The sequence below is a fragment of the Paenibacillus alkaliterrae genome, assembly GCF_021532375.1.
GTDB lineage: Bacteria > Bacillota > Bacilli > Paenibacillales > Paenibacillaceae > Pristimantibacillus > Pristimantibacillus alkaliterrae.
Genome location: NZ_JAKGAP010000037.1, coordinates 62,381 through 78,747, shown reverse-complemented (window position 1 = coordinate 78,747; position 16,367 = coordinate 62,381). Strand labels below are relative to the sequence as shown.

Below are 16,367 nucleotides of genomic sequence, written 5' to 3'. Positions count from 1 at the left end.
CCCAGAAAGGTGTTGACTGGCAGTTTACCACCAATGAAGCAAGAATCAAACTAAAACGCCTTTACCCACAGTTTAAGGATTGATTAGGTACTAGTACTTCCTTTAGCTCTTTTAGCAGCTTGCTCTTTTCATCTATTTGCTCCTGTTTGCTTGAAAGGTATAACAAGGTTTTATAGTCTTCAGCATGATGTTCAGGAACTTTAGCTGTTTCTCGTATTTCCATTATGCGTTTTTTAACACTTGCCGCAGTAACTGTTCCGCTCGCTGTAGCAGCGTTTTTGCAAAGCAGGTGATCTTGCACATAAATAACAAAGTCTCTTTTTCCCATAGGTTGAAGTTGAAGCAAAGCGGTAATCTCGTCAGTAATGATGCTTGCTCGGATTTCATCAATCTTGGCTTTAAGGTTCGTCTTGTTCAACGACCCGTTGTCGGAAAGCACGTCATTTATTATTGAACCATCCTCTGCGCCTTCTATCATCTCATCCACTTCGCTCTGCGCTTCCGTTATTAAAACCTCTATCCCATCGATGGCTTTCTGTTCCGCACGAAAAAATGCCTCAACGATAATGCTGCGTGGAATCAGTTTACCCTCCCAACCGATAACCTTTTCCTCCCCTTTTTTCTTACCAGAGGTATATACCCCCATAATATTTTCAGTATCACGCGCCGCTGTGTAACCGTCTTGCGAGACAATGAACACGTCATCAGCCATCACGTCCTGCCAATAGGCAAGTAGCACCTGATAGACATCATATTTGTCAACCAACGTCACATTTTCAAATTCTTCTAGAATTGTCTCGGCGAGTTCAACAATTAGTTCCTTTACCTTTGTTTTATCGTCTATGACGCAGAGCTTATCGTTTACGCGGCTCTGCCATTTCTCGAATGCATTGTCGATTCTATCAGCATACTGGCTGAACTCGGCATCGGAATAAATTGTGTGACGCATATCGTCCTTCTTGACGACAGGCTGATAGAACCCTTTGCGAAGAGAGTCAAATAGTACCGATTTTAAGTCACCGAAGATACTCCAATACCGCTCCATATTGTCCACGTCAAGCGTAGGAATACCACCTATTAGATGCGCCTCGATATTTTGCAAGTTCTCTGGTACACTACTGTCAATATAGCGCGGGATGTTGAGATTATAGCCGTTCTTGTCTCGGATTTCCTCGTTAGGGACGAAACGGGAGTATTTCGGTTCCTCAATCCGATGCCGGAATGTCGTAACGATTTTATAGATATCCCGCTGGCGCAGACGATTCTTGTTGCCATCTTTAATGAAGTCATGACTTGCCTCAATCATAAATATGCCTTCGCGCTCGTCTGCTCCTTCTTTATCAATAACAATAATGCAAGCGGGAACACCCGTTCCATAAAACAGGTTGGCGGGCAGACCAATGATGCCTTTGATGTATCCCTTGTCTACTATAGACTGCCGAATGGCCGCCTCGGCATTGCCACGAAACAGGACGCCGTGTGGTAAAATTACAGCTGCCTTTCCGTTACGTTTTAGCGATTTCAATATATGAAGCAGCCACGCGAAGTCGCCGTTTTTCTCTGGTGGCCTATCACCATAACCGTTGAAGCGACCATATTCTTTGAGCCCATCAGTCCAGTTCTTTGTGGAGAACGGAGGATTGGCTACCACATAGTCAAAACGGCGCAATGTAGTTTTCTCGTCGTCATCCTCAAAAAACTGCGGGTCGGAAAAAGTACCGTAGTTGCCGGCAATCTCTCCAGCAGCTTTGTTATGCAACACAAGGTTCATTTTAGCGAGACCGGCAGTGGCGATATCCTTCTCCTGTCCATAAATAGCAACCTCAAAAGGCGCTTCATCAGCGGCTTTAATAAGCAATGAGCCTGAGCCACATGCCGGATCGTATACGGATATGTTTCTATTAATAGCCCGGTCAATGCCGATAACCTTCGCGAGAATCCGTGAAACCTCAGAGGGCGTATAGAATTGTCCTTTGCTCTTTCCGCTCTCAGTCGCAAAGTTACGCATCAGATATTCATAAGCATCCCCGATGATGTCGTCACCGCCGGCACGATTACTGGAAAACTTCAGTTCTGGTCTACGGAATATGGCGATTAGTCCGCTAAGTTTATCGACCATTTCCTGGCCTTTGCCCAGCTTGGTCTCATCGTTAAAATGAGCGTTGTCGATAACTCCACTCAAACCGTTTGCTTCAGCGAGTTTGGCAATGACTTTGTCCATTTCCTCGCCGATATTCTTATTGCCGATAAGAGCAATCATGTCATCGAAGCTGCCGCCTTCGGGAACCTCGATATCCGCATAAGCCACACCCTTAAACCTGTCGGAAACGTACTTAACGAACAGTAGCGTCAGAATATAGTCTTTGTATTGGGAGGCGTCCATTCCGCCCCGTAATTTATCGCAACTCGCCCATAGAGAGCTGTAAAGTTGGCTCTTTTTTACTGCCATATTAACTATCTCCCTTTCTACTGTGCCGTACTCTTGTATTGTTGTGTGATAGCCCAATAGACTTATTCCACAATATCACTGGAAATTCCTTTTTCGACAATCAATCTCCATAATTAAATAAAACTGGTGAAAGTATACGGATTATCTGTAAACATTCGTAAACTGCGCCTCGCATAGCTTACTTCTGCAACCGTTTAGAAATTGATCGTTCGAAACAGCCGAAATCCCGCGATTGAGATATGAGCTCCGACTCCGTTGCCTAACTAACTTAAATCTCCAACTTGTAGACTATACAAATTCCCCCATTTTGATCTGTGCTGACCCGAACAATAAATTAGCCGATACTTATACGAAACGTCTCTCATACGTATCGTACTCCTAATAGAAAGTGGTGAAATCATGAAAATCATCAGTATTTCGAACAACAAGGGCGGCGTAGGGAAGACGACGCTCACCGTCAACCTCGCCTTCGAGCTAATACGGCGCGGCTACGTCGTGCTGCTCGTCGACCTAGACGATCAGTGCGACCTGACGAAAATCTACCGTCCTCCCGGCGACGTGACGCCGGACATCCTGAGCCTTCTTCAGGGAAGGTGCGCCATCACCGATGCACACGTCGAAGTCGCCGATAATCTTCATCTTGTGCCGGGCAGCTCCGACCTTTTCCATTTCGGCTTCACTCAGAACGAACGGATTCTTCTTGAACTATTTTCAGACAAGGAGTTCGAAGATGTAGATTTTGTCCTCATCGACCATCCGCCGAACCTGAACGAAGCCGCGCTAGTCGGCTACACCGCATCGGACGAGGTGCTCATCGTCACCGATCCAGAAGCCTTCGGTGTTCAGAACCTCGACCAGATGTTCGACAGGCTCGAACAAATCAAGGATGCGATGAATCCGAGTCTTCACATCCTCGGCATCGTCGTGAACAAAGTCGACCTTCGACGCAATCTAACCAGTAAGATGCTAAAGGATTTGAGTTCGGTATTAGGCGATACCCTCTTCTCGACGTGGAACAGCAACGACACGGCAATCCCTACTTCGCTGTATGCCGGAAAACCTGTACGGACACTTCACTGGAGAAGCCGAACCGTCGACCAGTTCAGCAAGATCACGGAAGAACTTCTGGAAAGGATGGGATATCTCAATGGCTATGGAGAAACTGCTGCGGAGTAAACAGAAATTACAGAGAATCAATCAAAGTGAATCGGGAATATCCTCCCTCTCCCTGAAAGAACACAGATCATCGAAACGCCCCAAATTCGAGCAGCGTCACCAGCGCGTCACGATCTACCTACTCAATTCGCTCTACGACGAGTTCATGGAGCTTCGAGATCAAGGCTACAAGCAGACCGACCTGATGAACGAAGCCGTCCACGATCTGATTCAGAAATACGCATCGAAATGAACATGACCCTATCTGCCCCTTACGGCGGATAGGGTTTTTAACGTTAGCAAATTGCCTATATGAAAAGCGAACGAACACCAATCTGAGACTTATATTATAAAATTGGAATCTATTTGAATGGAGGTCACATATGAACAGCAATACGCAAAAAAGACTGTTAGATTTTCTAAAGTTAACCTTTGATTACGACGGCGCGATCCACTTCCTCGCTCTTTCCGCAAAGGAATCGTCGAGTGATGCAGAGAACCAGACTACCCGCTTCAAGCTTCGGCTCGCCTTGACCTTCAGGGAAAGCGACACCGTTTGCCCCTACTTCGACGGCACGGAACTGTCAGTCGATGTTAGCCCGGAGGACATCCGGTTTGCCGATGAGGATGAATGGGCAGACGGCCCACCGATCATGGAAGGAAGCCCGAACGAGCTCGCGTTGTCGTGGGTGTCGAAGCTGGCTCCGCCGTTTTTTGTTTCTCCCGAGGCTCAAGAAGCGGCAAGTAACGCTTCGATCAGTACCCGCGAAATGAATCCCGACGTAGAAATGGGCAAGTTTTTCTAGCAGATCACGCATATTGAAAGGAGAGCCTTTTGTATGACCCTGACCCTCAGCGAAAAAGAAAAGAAAACCCTTGCCGCCCTCGTCAATGATCGCATCGACGAGCACTTGAGCCGCTTCCCCTACTTCCGGTACCCGGTTGAACCGCTGAAAGAGTGGAAGCAACTTTTTGCTGATCCAAAATCTGTTCCGGTCCAAGCGCTCAAGCAGGCGCTCGGTTGGCACTTCGGCGGCTGGAAGCGAAAGGACCTCGCTCACGCCCACAGAACGACGATCATCCACGTTGTGAAGGCGTGGCCGGACTTCGGGGAAGGCGCTTCTTTCGAGCCGGAACAGGCGCTTTCCTTCTGGCAAGAGCGCCTGCCGGACTGGCAGAGTGGCTTCGATGCCGCCGCTTTCCTCCTTCACCTGACCCAGCCCGACGATGTCGAGCTCGTCGACCGCCACCGCCTGCAGGCTATGACGGATCTACTAAAGGAGATCAACCACCCCGTGGGCGACAGACAGCTCTCCCTCTCGTCTCAGGACCTCAATCGGTACAACGAGTTTTTCCGCGCCATTCTCTCCAAGTTTTCCAAAGAATCGGACTCCCGCATCCGACTCACCCGTTTCATAAAAATGTATGGAATGCGTCATGCCTACAAGAACGTCCGCAAAGACTACGCCGTCCATGAACCGGAAATCCGAAGTTTCTCGTGGAACGACTGCGCGGCGGAACGCTTCGACCTGTCTAAAATCACGTGGCGGTCGAACGCCGACGTTCTGTTCGCCTGCCTGCTTCTATCGCTAGACAAGCACCCTGACGATCTGGAGGCACTGTCAGTCGGAAAAGTCGTTGAGCGGTTGCCAATCGGAACGGCGGGCATCTGTAATGCAGCCAGTTTCAACTACGCCATGATTAGCCTCTTCGGAAATCAGAAAAATCGACAATATTTTCGCATAATCGACAATGACTCCCTCGCAGAGTCGTTCACCAAACAGGCCAACCAGTCCACGCGAGACATGCAGTTTTACAAGAAGTGGGCCGACGTGAAGATTTGCATCAATCCCATGTACATCGTGTAAAGATGAAATCGATAGTCTTCACGCATACCCTTCAAAGCGACAATACCGCTAATAAAATCAACTCATGCATATTTTTGCTCCCGATGGTTCTAACGCTGTGTGAGAGCCGGAGCCGATCGCCGCCAATAGAGAGGAGTCCAACCTATGAATGAAAAATGGCGTAAGAAAAACACTCGCCTCATCATGATAGAAGATAAGTTGCTCGCGGGAATCGAAACCTGCCAGTTACTCATGGTCACGTTGAAGAAATTCGTCAAAGACTCCCCCGACTCTCTGGATGCCGTCATTGTACGGAAGTCGATGTTTGCGCTGCACAAGATCGACAAGCGGCTGCAGGACGAGCTATTGCTTACCCAGTTGGCCATGTTCGAGCATCAAAAGCACATGAAAAAACGACGGCTTCACTGATCGAAGGTCGTCGTTCTATTTTTTCCTTTTCTCCGCATCAAACGTTCCCAGCATGTCCTTCACTACGCGATGAACCATCCTGACTTCCTCCATGCTCCGATCCGTCAGTAGAGCGTTGTGAACCCCTAGAATCTGCTTCTTTTCGTGAACATCCTCTTCCGTATCAATGTCTCCGAACCGGAAGAGTACGTCCGGCGATACATCAAGCGCCTTGACGATCTTCTCCAGCGTCTCCATCGAGATGTTGCGCGTACCACGCTCCACGCCGCCAAGATACGTATCCACAAGTCCAGCCATCGTAGCAAGCTCAGCCTGAGACAACCCTTTTTCCTTCCGTAAGAGCCGGATTTTCGCTCCGACCAGCTTGACCAATTCTGACAAATCTACCACCTCAAATTCGATGGTAGATGCCAAAGCACCAACATAGGAAGATCATCAAACTATAGTAAATAGTTGTTTCTGAACGTATATGTTCGTATAATGTGTATGTTGGTTTCTTTTTCCACCCAAAGTCTCAAAAATATCGAAAGAGGGGTATAAAAGTCATGGTTGGTTTCTTAGGTATTCTGGCATTCCTTTCGTTCATCGGTCTCATCCTCGGTCTACTCTCACCGAAATGGGTTCTGCTCTTGGGGAAGCGTGAAAAGCGAACGCGGGGAAAGGTTTTGGTGCAGTACGGACTGGCTACAGTCTTGCTCTTCATTTTCATGGCTGCTGCTGCGACCGAAGCACCTGAGGGTTCCTCCCCAACGGTCGCAAACGTCGAAAGCAATTCATCAGATAATAAAGCTGGACAGCAGGTGAAGAACAGCCCTCTCATCAGCAAGCAAGAGTACGAGAGCATCAAGGAAGGCATGACAATCGAGCAAATCAGTCAAATTGTCGGAAGCAAGGGTACTGAGGTCTTGAAGGACGGCGCGACAGTTCTCGTCGAGTTCAAAGCGGAAAAGGACTTGGGTGGCGAAGATGCTCAAGTAAGCCTCTTGTTCCAAGATGGCAAATTGACTGAGAAAAGATACCGTAACCACGGCACACCCTCGGGTGCGGCGAATAAACCTTTCGTAGAAAAGGCGGAACTAGAGCAACTGCAGGAAGGGTTGACGTACCAGCAGACCGTTGACCTTGTCGGAATAGAGGGCAAGAAGATTTCCGAGAAAGGCAACAGCATCACCTACGTGTTTCCCGCTGATGCCTCAATCGGCGGCGGCGAGGTTCGGATTCTGTTCGACAACAATAAGCTTTCAGTCGTAACACACTTTACCGCAGACGATCTGTAATATGATTTATATAGGGAGGCTGGTTACCCATGCACTGTAGTGGATGTGGAGTTAAATTAGAACCAAACTGGAAGTTCTGTATGTCATGCGGTCAGACCATTTCGATGGAGCATCCATCTGAGCAAGTCTCCGTCGGCTCCCAAGTACAAGAGCCATCAAAATCAACGATGCCTAAGGCTTTGCAGACCTGCGCGGAGCTCAGAATTCAGGGTAAAATGATCATCTTTAAAAATGAGCGTGATGAGACCGTTGTGTCTGTCATGAAGACCGGAAAAGGCCTGGTTCCAAGCGCTCTAGACTATCTTGACGGCTCAAGCGGAGAATCCTTTATGAATTCCCGGTCCGCGAAAGGTCAAGGCATCCGCCATGCTGCCTTCGATAAAGATGACCGACCAATCGGGTCGGTTGGCTACCTGACCGGACTTAGGTACGCCATGAAAACGGTAGTTTCCATTCAAACCGCCGAAGGCGAGACCATCCTGTTGGAAGAAAACGTAGGAGGCCTATTTAGAAAGATAGCAAAGTTGTTCGGCATGTTTATGAATACTGGCATCCTTTCCGGACTGCTGGGCGACAGAACCGGCGATCTCATCATTAAGCGCGGCAAACAGACGGTCGGCGTCGTGCGCTCTATCCGGCAGTCTCGCTTCAATACGTACATCGTAGAGAACTGCGACCAGCTTCGATCGACTCTCGACATCCGGCTCATCGTCCTGGGATTAACGATGAAGCAGATTGTCTCCAAGTAGGACGGTGAAAGCTATGTACTGCCGAGAATGCGGAGCGTCACTTCCAGCTCAATCGAAGTTTTGCACCAGTTGTGGAACAGCTGTGAACCAACAAGCGACTGTTCCCGCCCAAATTTCACAACCAGCGCGGCCCGTTCCTGTTCCGGTAACCAGACACACGACAGAGCAAATCTGTCTCGTCTGCAAAGGTAAGCGGAAGGTCAAGAAGAAAGCGACAATCTGGATGACAATCCTTGTTTTTACACCGGTCATCTTGATCGTCGGCGGCATCTTCGGCACCGGGCCGATCGCCCTGCTCATCCTGATCGCCCTGTACATCCATGCGTTTCGCGGGAAGTCCTGCACCGTCTGCAAGGGACACGGCAAAGTCCCCATTCAGGTAAGTTCAAAGTAAATGCTATTGTCGGCTACCCCTTGTGCGGGGTAGCCGTTTTTTCATAACTATTCTAACAAAGGACGTGACTCTATGTTTTTGCTCGGACTTCTTGCCTTCGTCGGTTCTTCTGTCGCTGCTGCTTCAACCGCCGCTACTGTTTCACTCCCGGTCATCGGACTGACCCTTTCCGCTGGAGTGACCGCTTTAGGAACTGCCGCCGGGACTTCCGTCGGAGTTGCTGCGGCAAACGCCGGAGTCTCTGTCGCGACCGCAACCTCCCTTGGTACGATTGCAGGTTCATCGACGGTCATTACCGCTAACCTGATCCTTCAGAAAAAACACATCCTGCCAGAGTAAGATATGCATGTCTGGCTCGCACCTGAACGTTTCTGGTGCGAGCCAGTTCATTTAATCATGCATACCGATACTTCGCAACATCTCCAGTCCTACCTCGTTGTCCTCAATAAAAACGACTAGGCTTTCTCTTTCTAAGACCGTACCAAGAATTTGCTCCCTGTAAGCTTCTTGTAAGTGCATCTCCAGAATTTGGGCCTCGCCAGGTGCAGTTTTGAATGCAATCATCTTTACATGGCGTATCCTCCGCACACGATCTGAATTGTTTAAATAATCGAGCAAAACTTCTTTTTTTTCTTTGACCAGCACTTCTTCCTTCTTGATGTAGCCTTCCTTTGAATCTCTCGAATAGTTCATTTCTTTAATGTATCTCGATACCGTAGGTTGTGACGTGTAAAAATCCATTCCCTTCAGTTTCTCAACGACCTCTATTTGATTGAGCTTCGGGTTCCCTTCAAGAATGAACCGAATCGCTTCTTTAATGCGTCTAACCTCATCTGCTGGCCTCGCTTCGAAGTTCTCCACGTTGTCCTCTCCCTTCCTCATACCATATTTCTTACTTTTATTGGGATTTTCATGGCCGTCTGGAGCCGTTGTAACTCCAGAATGCAAAGGATGTCCATCTCAAAGTCCCTGTGAATAGGTTCTCTCGATAGATGTCCTTACCCAAACCTTCTTTCCACTCCAATTCGGCCTCTCATATATGAATATTATTCATTAATTGTGAATTTGTCAATGTATTTATTCCATATCATGTTTGATGATTGAATAATATACGTGGTATCATTTTCTCACATCGACCGGCGATGAAAGAATTCAAGAATCACTGCATGCAGGAAGAATCGTAGATTTTCGCAACTTAGGCGAGACACCATGTTCTGAAACTCACACTAAAAATGGAGGGGATTTCCATGCCGATGCCCAAGAAAAAAGACTTGCTCCAAAGAGAAGATCAACTGCGTCAGCAGTCGCGCCATCTACATGTTCCAACCAGCGACTCGTGTACGCCGGAGGAACAGGTGGACGGAAACACCGCGAGTCATGACAAAGCTGCATCCTCCGCTCCGGTCAATCACGGACGGCCTGACGCTCTCGATGCTCTGAACAAGCCTCTCGACCAAACAACTGCAGAAGGGAATGAAGCGGATCAAGGTTCACTTCTGTCCGTCGACACTCCCGCTGAAAGCATGCGGGTAGTCCGCACTTCATCAAACGTCAATGGCACCGAAGAAGACAACGCCTCCAAATCCGTCGGCCTTGCGGAACTGGATCTAAGCCCGCTGGAATGCACGCATGAAAACCGGGACACGTCCGGCCCTGCCGCAGTGTCCTTTACCTACACTGAAAAGAACGGCAAGCGAGTCGCCATCGACGAGGAAGTCATGGTTGCCTTGGGGTCTCCGGACCGCCTCAAGGTTGGGACAGGGCCCGCTGGCGCGGCTTTCCTGAAGTGCGGGCCCGAAGACAAACACGGATTTCATCTCAAGGAATCCCGCAGGAAAAAAATCATCTATTCCGGGGATGTCGTCAAAAAAGTTTCTGGAGTGCTGAATCTCGACTTCAGCAACCAGACGACCGTCTCTTTCTACAGCGTTACGTTCATAAAAGGGGACGACGGCGACATCGTCGGATTTCTCATCCCCGCCCAATGACGTCGTCTGACGCAATGATTTTTGATAACTGAATAACGAAAGGACGTGACTGTTCCTATGACCCCAAACGACATGTATGATGACATCCCGAGCTCAATGAGAGCCTACGTCAGGCTCGCCATGCCGCTCCGCGTCATCCCGATCAAACCTCGCTCGAAGGAACCTTGCATCAAGGAATGGCAAAATCAGGGTATACCCGACGAGGCTACCATACGCTGCTGGACAAATGAGTTCCCGAACATAAACGTCGGTGCCCTTCTCGGCAACGGCCTTGCAGCCATCGACATTGACGGACCTTTTGGCGAGCAGATGCTACAGAGCTTGAGCGCCGGGAACGTCCCCGACACGTGGGAGATGCTAACTCCCGGCGATGGACGACGGCTCTTCTTTCAAAACATTCCGGGTTTGAAGCTGATGTCGAAAACATTTGCCGATCCTAATAAAAAGCACTCCGAATGCTCCCTCATGGGGGACGGCAAGCAGACACTACTGCCGCCATCTGTCCATCCTAACGGAAAGCTCTACGAGTGGGTTCCCGGCAAGTCACCTTGGGATATACTTCCGGCGCATATACCTGCGTGGATGCTCACGATAATGACCGCCCAGAACGCCCAACCCTCCCCGAAAGCCTCCGGCCCAGCCGGGGGCAAGGGACGGGACGTGCTCGACGTGCTGGAGCGGAACTGCCGGAGGTTCGCAAGCGACTGGCAGGTGCAGCAGGGCGCTGGCCTTCCCGAGGAGGACTGGTTCCGCTGGAGCAGCCACCTCGTGAAGACGGGGAACACCGACGCCGCCGAGGTGTTCTCGAAGACTTCCCACAAGCACAACCAGCGCAGCGAGGATCGCCTCGAGCAGCTGAAAGACCCTAGTGACCGAGGCAAGTCCGGCCTCTGTATGGCATTCGGCTGCTCTCAAGAAGAGATCGAGGTCTGTCAAGGCAAACTGAAGATGGACGAAGACGGCAAGATCAAAAATCGCCCGGTCCATCACCTGAAGCTTGCGAAACAAAAACGGTTCCTAGAGGCAGCAGAAGAAGCTGTGAAAAGAGTTGAGTCCGGCGACCATGGCGCTCATCTGGAACCTGAGGCCCTAAAGGCTTTCGCGGAACTGCTGAATACTGACAAAGCGGCTTACGCCCGTCTGGAATACCGGCTTCGATCAGTAAAAGTTCCTGTCAGGGAGTTCAAAAAGGACGTTCAAGACACCCTAAAACAGCTTCGCAGAACGTACAAGCCAGCTAACTCAGCGCTAAACGCCGCTGGCTTCGATGTCAATGAAACCGGCGAACCAAAAGGCTTGAACCTCGTCAAATTCGCCAAGTACGTGATCGCACAGCACCATCTCGGTACAGCTCAGGGCAATCGGGTTCACACGTTCGAGGACGGATACTGGCAGGAACTCTCCACGGATGACTTAAAACGGATGTTAATGGAGATCTTCGAAAGTCTCGCGCCGAACTTCTGGTGCACCGACTTTGAGACGGAATACCTCCAAGCCCTGTACCGGCTCGCCGAACCACTAAACCGCCTGAACGAGCGGCGCGACCTCGTCAACCTGAGGAACGGCATGCTATCGCTGGAGGACTTCTTGCTCCACTCGCACGATCCGAAGTACCAGTCGACCATCCGCATCAACGTCGAGCTCGATACTTCAGCGGAGTGCCCCGAGTTCATGAAGTTTCTGGATAGCGTCTTTCAGGGTGACAAAGAGCTGATCAACCTTACGCAGGAGATGTTCGGCTACAGCCTGACATCAGAAACCATCGCCCAGAAGTGCTTCATGCTCTACGGTAAAGGAGCGAACGGAAAGTCCGTCTTGCTCGACGTTCTCCGTGAGCTCTGCGGGCCGGAGAACACGAGCACCGTCAGCCTGGAGGACTTGAAAAAGGACTTCGCGAGGCACCAGCTCGTCGGCAAGACTCTCAACCTCTCGACGGAGAACGAAGTCGACAAACGGGGCCTCAATACTCAGTACCTGAAGGCCATCGTGACCGGCGACCCGATCACCGTCGAAAGAAAGTACAGCGATCCCTTCACGTACAAGCCGATCTGCAAAATGGTGTTCGCCCTGAACAAGCTCCCGTACAGTCAGGACAAAACCGACGGCTTCTTCCGCAGGCTCATCATCCTTCCGTTTCTCGCGAGGTTCAAGGGCAAGCAGGCCGATAAGCGCCTCGCGGAGAAGCTGCTCCGGGAGCTGCCCGGCATCCTGAACTTCGCGCTGGAGGGTCTCAAGCGTCTACGGCAACGGGAGTACGAGTTCACGCTCCCGAAAGCCGCCGCAGAGCTGCTCGAAGAGTACCGCAGGCACGTCAACCCGCTGGAGTCGTTCTTCGAAGAACATATCGTAACGACACCGAGTCCGGGCAGGGCATTAAGAAACAACATCTACGGTCAATTCCAGGAGTGGTGTCATGAGAACGGTCATAAGGGGCTTCAGGAAATGTCAATCAAACGCTTCTGGAAGGAGTTTCGCGACATGCTCGTGGAGAAAGAGATCCCATTCGAGGAGAAAAGAAGCGACGGCAGAGATTACTTCTACGGAATTACGATCGAGGTTCGCAAAGCTCCTTCCATACGTAGAGGCGATGCTTCCGTCCGCCATAGCGTCACGCCCGACCCTACAAATGAGGTGCAAGAGAGCCTCAAAGACGCTTCGGAGAAACAGGCAGACTCCCCCTCTTCCGAAGACGAAGGCTCGGGTAGCCCTGACGGCAGAGTGGTAAGAAGGAAACCTTCCGAGCTTAGTAAGATTTTTGCCGACGAGGACGGAGACGACGGAGACGACAAAGACCAAGATGACGGTCCGGCAGCCGCTTCCGTTCCTACGCCCTGAGCGGGGCAGTGGCGCAAAGTGGCGCTTTTTTCCGAAACTTTTCGCGGGGGTGGGATTTTTTGCGCGGGGCATTAAAAAATGCTCTGTAGAGGAGGCCTCCCCCCCCCCTGCACCACTTTCCGCCACTGCCACACCCGATGCCGAAGCAAGTGTTTTAGATAGTCCGGTCTCCGGTACCCCTCCCTATGAAAATCGCAATGACCCATATTACGAACATATATTCTTATTATGATCCTGGGTTCAACCGGACCTAACTTTCATAGGGAGGAATCATCATGCTACAAATTCATTCAATCCAAGACCTTGAACCACTTAAAACTGCCGCGTGGCTCCCTCAATCCGTCAAAACAAGCGTGGAGGAACTGTTTCAAGGTCTGCGCGAGGAACTCAGCACGGAAGGCCTGCCGGACGACACGTTCAGCGTCGGCCCTGAGGCAACAATCGTCATCCTGGGGCCGGCTGAACGACTTTCCGTCGTTTTTGCAGACGCACCAAGCGGCGTCGAGTTTGCCGAACCGTTCGTGACGGAACCGGACCAAGCGTACCGAGTCGGCGTCATGCACGACAACGATCGAATGACGCAGTACATCGTGCTCAAAGACAAATTGAACGAAGAGGACCAAGAGCTACTTGAGAGACTGATTACGGAAGGCGGGTGCTACCAATGACAGCTAAGAAGCCTTCCAAGAGAATCGACGTGATTTCACTACGCATGGTTCGCGAGAGGACATCCTTGTTCTACGAATCTCGTGTCATCCGCTCGCCGAAAGACGCGGCTGACCTTTTCCGCCAGTTCATCGGCGATTGTGATCGGGAATCCTTCTGCATCCTTTGCCTAAATACCAAGAACGAACCAACCGCACTTCACCAAGTTTCCGTCGGATCATTGAACGCCTCTCTCGTCCATCCGAGAGAGACGTTTAAGCTGGCCATCCTAGCGAACTCGGCGTCCATCATCGCCTGCCACAATCATCCGTCAGGCCAGCCTGATCCTAGCCCGGAAGACGTAGAACTGACTGGAAGACTCCGAGACACTGGAATTCTCATAGGCATCGAGCTCCTGGATCATATCATTCTCGGCGACGGTACGTTCGTCAGCATGAAAGAACGGGGGCTGATGTAGATGTTCCCGAAACACTCACGATACAAGACACGCGGCATCGACGAGAACGTCAGTGAACCACTTCAACTCCTCATGTGGCAGCTGATCGACCGCGATCTGGACGAATGCGTCACGTTCGACTACCTGCAGGTGTTTGAGCTGTTTGCCGGTTACGTAGACGGCAAGCCTGTCCAGCACATCTGCCATCGTCAGGAGCAGCCGAAGCGAAGCCGACTTCACACAATTTCCGGCATCGACAAATCACTAACCAAACTCAAAGTGTGGGTCATCGATAGCGGCACCTACTGCACGATGCTTCTGCCGGAGGAATACTAGGATCATAGAAAATCGCTAAAGAAAGGAGTCCTTCCTTATGTCTGTTATTATTCAATCGGGGCGAATGGAGCTCGCGTTTGATCTTCTGGCTGACATGATTCTGGAATACCTCACGAAAGAACCTCAACTGGTCATTCAGTCACATGTCGTTCTCCATTACCGGAATCCTGTTTTCCAATATAAGCATTGGCCATTCAACTACATCAATACAGAAGTGGAATACGCATGAATCGCGCCGCGCTGTATTGCAGAGTCAGCACCGAGGAGCAGGCAAAGTACGGCTTCAGCATTGATGCCCAACTGGAAGCCCTTCGCTCCTACTGCTCCACCAACCGTCTTCACGTATATAAAACCTATGTCGACGCAGGAGTATCAGGAAAATCCATTCAAGGCCGGAATCAGCTGAAGATGATGCTGGAAGACGCGAAGCTGGGCAGCTTTCAGCACGTCATCATCTGGCGTCTCAGCCGCCTCTCCCGCTCCCTTCCCGACCTGCTGGAAATTGTCGACCTGCTCTCAAACCATAGCGTAGCCCTTATCAGCCTGACCGAACAGTTCGACACCCATACGACTCTCGGACGGTTCACGCTTCAGATGATGGGAGCAGCCGCGCAGCTGGAGCGCGACCAGATCGTGGAGAACGCAAGCCTCGGAGCTGTACATAAGGCAAAACAAGGAAAATGGAACTGCGGCAACAATGTGCTAGGGTATCGATGGACTCGCAATCCTCAGACAGGAGACTCCTGCGTGGAGATCGTGCCCAAGGAAGCAGAACTCGTTCTGCGCATTTTCGAGCTCTATGCTACAGGCGACTACGGCTATAAGGCCATCACGAATCGATTGAATATGGAAGGGCATCGGACCAAGAGGGGATACTTGTTCAGCGTCCCGGCGGTCAGAGGAATTCTGACAAATCAGAACTATATCGCGAAAGTAAGGTTTGACGTCTCGAAGAACCGAAAAGATAGCAGCAAGCACGCTGTAGGCTGGGCTAAGGGCGATCACGACCCCATCGTTCGCGCAGACCTCTGGATTCAGGTGCAGCTCGTTTTGAGCCAGAGGTCCCGCCCTCCTCGGAGGCTGATCCAGCGGCTCTATCCCCTTACCGGGCTGCTCAAGTGTCCTCAATGCGGACAAGGCATGATACCTATGCATACCAAAGCCTTACGAAAAAACGGTTCCATAAAGATGAATCACTATTATGCTTGCGGGAACTATCTGGCCAGAGGGATTGCTGCCTGTAAGCCAAATTACGTAAGAGCTGATAAAATCGAGGAATGGCTTTTCAACCTGCTTCAAGCAATCGTTAGTTCATCACAGATAGTTAAGCGGATCACAACGTCAATCCATGCGAAACAATCAGCAACATCGTCACCATTGTTGGAACATGCGAATCGTCTTCAAATCGAACTAACCTTGCTGGAAGCAGAACGAAAACAACTGTTTCAGACTTATGAAGACGGAGCAATCACCAAGGAAGAACTTAGAAATCTCATCGGCAGCATTCAAATCCATTTACAAGAGCTTCAGACCATGAAGGATAACGTGGAACAACAGATCCGGGCAACGAAGACAGAAGCCATCAATCCCGCTCACATCCAATCTGCCATCCAGCAAATACGTGCCGTTCTTCAATCGGCAAATGCAGACATGCAGCGGCAGTTCTTGAGATTATTTATCGACAAGATCACTCTCCCACCTAATCGATGCATTCAGGAAGCACGGCTCTACGGCAGCGGCCCTATCGGTCATATCGACGTGACAAATTTACTTCAGGAGGAATGGCGAGCATGAGAAAAGGAATGA

General features: G+C 50.5%; 19 protein-coding genes. 15 read left to right on the top strand and 4 right to left on the bottom strand.

Annotated features, from left to right (window positions below):
* Positions 1-61: 61 nt before the first annotated feature.
* On the bottom strand, positions 62-2,449 hold the full coding sequence (locus L1N85_RS16145; RefSeq protein WP_235240109.1) for a type I restriction-modification system subunit M: 2,388 nt from the start codon (positions 2,447-2,449) through the stop codon (positions 62-64).
* Between the two features lie 399 nt (positions 2,450-2,848).
* On the opposite strand from L1N85_RS16145, the gene L1N85_RS16140 reads away from it, so the two are divergent.
* The 5 genes from L1N85_RS16140 (at position 2,849) to L1N85_RS16120 (ending at position 5,880) form a co-directional block, all read left to right on the top strand.
* Positions 2,849-3,625, top strand: coding sequence for a ParA family protein (locus L1N85_RS16140; RefSeq protein WP_235240108.1), 777 nt, complete (start codon positions 2,849-2,851; stop codon positions 3,623-3,625).
* Positions 3,597-3,857, top strand: coding sequence for a hypothetical protein (locus L1N85_RS16135; RefSeq protein ID WP_235240107.1), 261 nt, complete (start codon positions 3,597-3,599; stop codon positions 3,855-3,857). Before L1N85_RS16140 ends, L1N85_RS16135 begins: the two co-directional genes overlap by 29 nt.
* 130 nt (positions 3,858-3,987) lie before the next feature.
* On the top strand, positions 3,988-4,410 hold the full coding sequence (locus L1N85_RS16130) for a hypothetical protein (RefSeq protein WP_235240106.1): 423 nt from the start codon (positions 3,988-3,990) through the stop codon (positions 4,408-4,410).
* Positions 4,411-4,443: 33 nt separating this feature from the next.
* On the top strand, positions 4,444-5,472 hold the full coding sequence (locus tag L1N85_RS16125; RefSeq protein WP_235240105.1) for a hypothetical protein: 1,029 nt from the start codon (positions 4,444-4,446) through the stop codon (positions 5,470-5,472).
* 144 nt (positions 5,473-5,616) lie between these two features.
* A complete protein-coding gene (locus tag L1N85_RS16120; RefSeq protein ID WP_235240104.1) occupies positions 5,617-5,880 on the top strand; it encodes a hypothetical protein in 264 nt (87 codons plus the stop codon).
* A 15-nt stretch (positions 5,881-5,895) separates the two neighbouring features.
* Here the strand turns inward: L1N85_RS16120 and L1N85_RS16115 are convergent, their stop codons facing one another.
* Positions 5,896-6,261, bottom strand: coding sequence for a helix-turn-helix domain-containing protein (locus L1N85_RS16115; protein WP_235240103.1), 366 nt, complete (start codon positions 6,259-6,261; stop codon positions 5,896-5,898).
* Between the two features lie 287 nt (positions 6,262-6,548).
* On the opposite strand from L1N85_RS16115, the gene L1N85_RS16110 reads away from it, so the two are divergent.
* The 3 genes from L1N85_RS16110 (at position 6,549) to L1N85_RS27950 (ending at position 8,300) form a co-directional block, all read left to right on the top strand.
* Positions 6,549-7,157: a hypothetical protein gene (locus L1N85_RS16110; protein WP_235240102.1), complete on the top strand. Its 609-nt coding sequence runs from the start codon at positions 6,549-6,551 to the stop codon at positions 7,155-7,157.
* An 80-nt stretch (positions 7,158-7,237) separates the two neighbouring features.
* Positions 7,238-7,906, top strand: a complete 669-nt coding sequence (locus L1N85_RS16105) for a hypothetical protein (protein ID WP_235240101.1) — start codon at positions 7,238-7,240, stop codon at positions 7,904-7,906.
* 13 nt (positions 7,907-7,919) lie between these two features.
* Complete coding sequence (locus L1N85_RS27950) at positions 7,920-8,300, top strand: zinc-ribbon domain-containing protein (RefSeq protein WP_407946450.1); 381 nt, start codon at positions 7,920-7,922, stop codon at positions 8,298-8,300.
* A 47-nt stretch (positions 8,301-8,347) separates the two neighbouring features.
* Here the strand turns inward: L1N85_RS27950 and L1N85_RS16095 are convergent, their stop codons facing one another.
* Positions 8,348-8,593, bottom strand: a complete 246-nt coding sequence (locus L1N85_RS16095; RefSeq protein ID WP_235240099.1) for a hypothetical protein — start codon at positions 8,591-8,593, stop codon at positions 8,348-8,350.
* A gap of 97 nt (positions 8,594-8,690) precedes the next feature.
* Complete coding sequence (locus L1N85_RS16090; RefSeq protein WP_235240098.1) at positions 8,691-9,248, bottom strand: arginine repressor; 558 nt, start codon at positions 9,246-9,248, stop codon at positions 8,691-8,693.
* Positions 9,249-9,547: 299 nt separating this feature from the next.
* Here L1N85_RS16090 and L1N85_RS16085 point away from each other — a divergent pair, with 299 nt between their 5' ends.
* From L1N85_RS16085 to L1N85_RS16055, 7 genes are all read left to right on the top strand, one after another.
* The gene (locus L1N85_RS16085; RefSeq protein WP_235240097.1) at positions 9,548-10,288 is read left to right on the top strand and encodes a hypothetical protein; all 741 of its coding nucleotides are present in this window, start codon (positions 9,548-9,550) and stop codon (positions 10,286-10,288) included.
* Between the two features lie 57 nt (positions 10,289-10,345).
* Positions 10,346-13,123, top strand: a complete 2,778-nt coding sequence (locus tag L1N85_RS16080; RefSeq protein ID WP_235240096.1) for a phage/plasmid primase, P4 family — start codon at positions 10,346-10,348, stop codon at positions 13,121-13,123.
* 275 nt (positions 13,124-13,398) lie between these two features.
* Entirely contained in the window at positions 13,399-13,791 is a 393-nt protein-coding gene (locus L1N85_RS16075; RefSeq protein WP_235240095.1) for a hypothetical protein, read from the top strand.
* Entirely contained in the window at positions 13,788-14,246 is a 459-nt protein-coding gene (locus L1N85_RS16070; RefSeq protein ID WP_235240111.1) for a JAB domain-containing protein, read from the top strand. Before L1N85_RS16075 ends, L1N85_RS16070 begins: the two co-directional genes overlap by 4 nt.
* Positions 14,247-14,561, top strand: coding sequence for a DUF960 family protein (locus tag L1N85_RS16065; RefSeq protein WP_235240094.1), 315 nt, complete (start codon positions 14,247-14,249; stop codon positions 14,559-14,561).
* A gap of 37 nt (positions 14,562-14,598) precedes the next feature.
* Complete coding sequence (locus L1N85_RS16060) at positions 14,599-14,790, top strand: hypothetical protein (RefSeq protein WP_235240093.1); 192 nt, start codon at positions 14,599-14,601, stop codon at positions 14,788-14,790.
* A complete protein-coding gene (locus L1N85_RS16055) occupies positions 14,787-16,355 on the top strand; it encodes a recombinase family protein (RefSeq protein ID WP_235240092.1) in 1,569 nt (522 codons plus the stop codon). Before L1N85_RS16060 ends, L1N85_RS16055 begins: the two co-directional genes overlap by 4 nt.
* Positions 16,356-16,367: the final 12 nt, after the last annotated feature.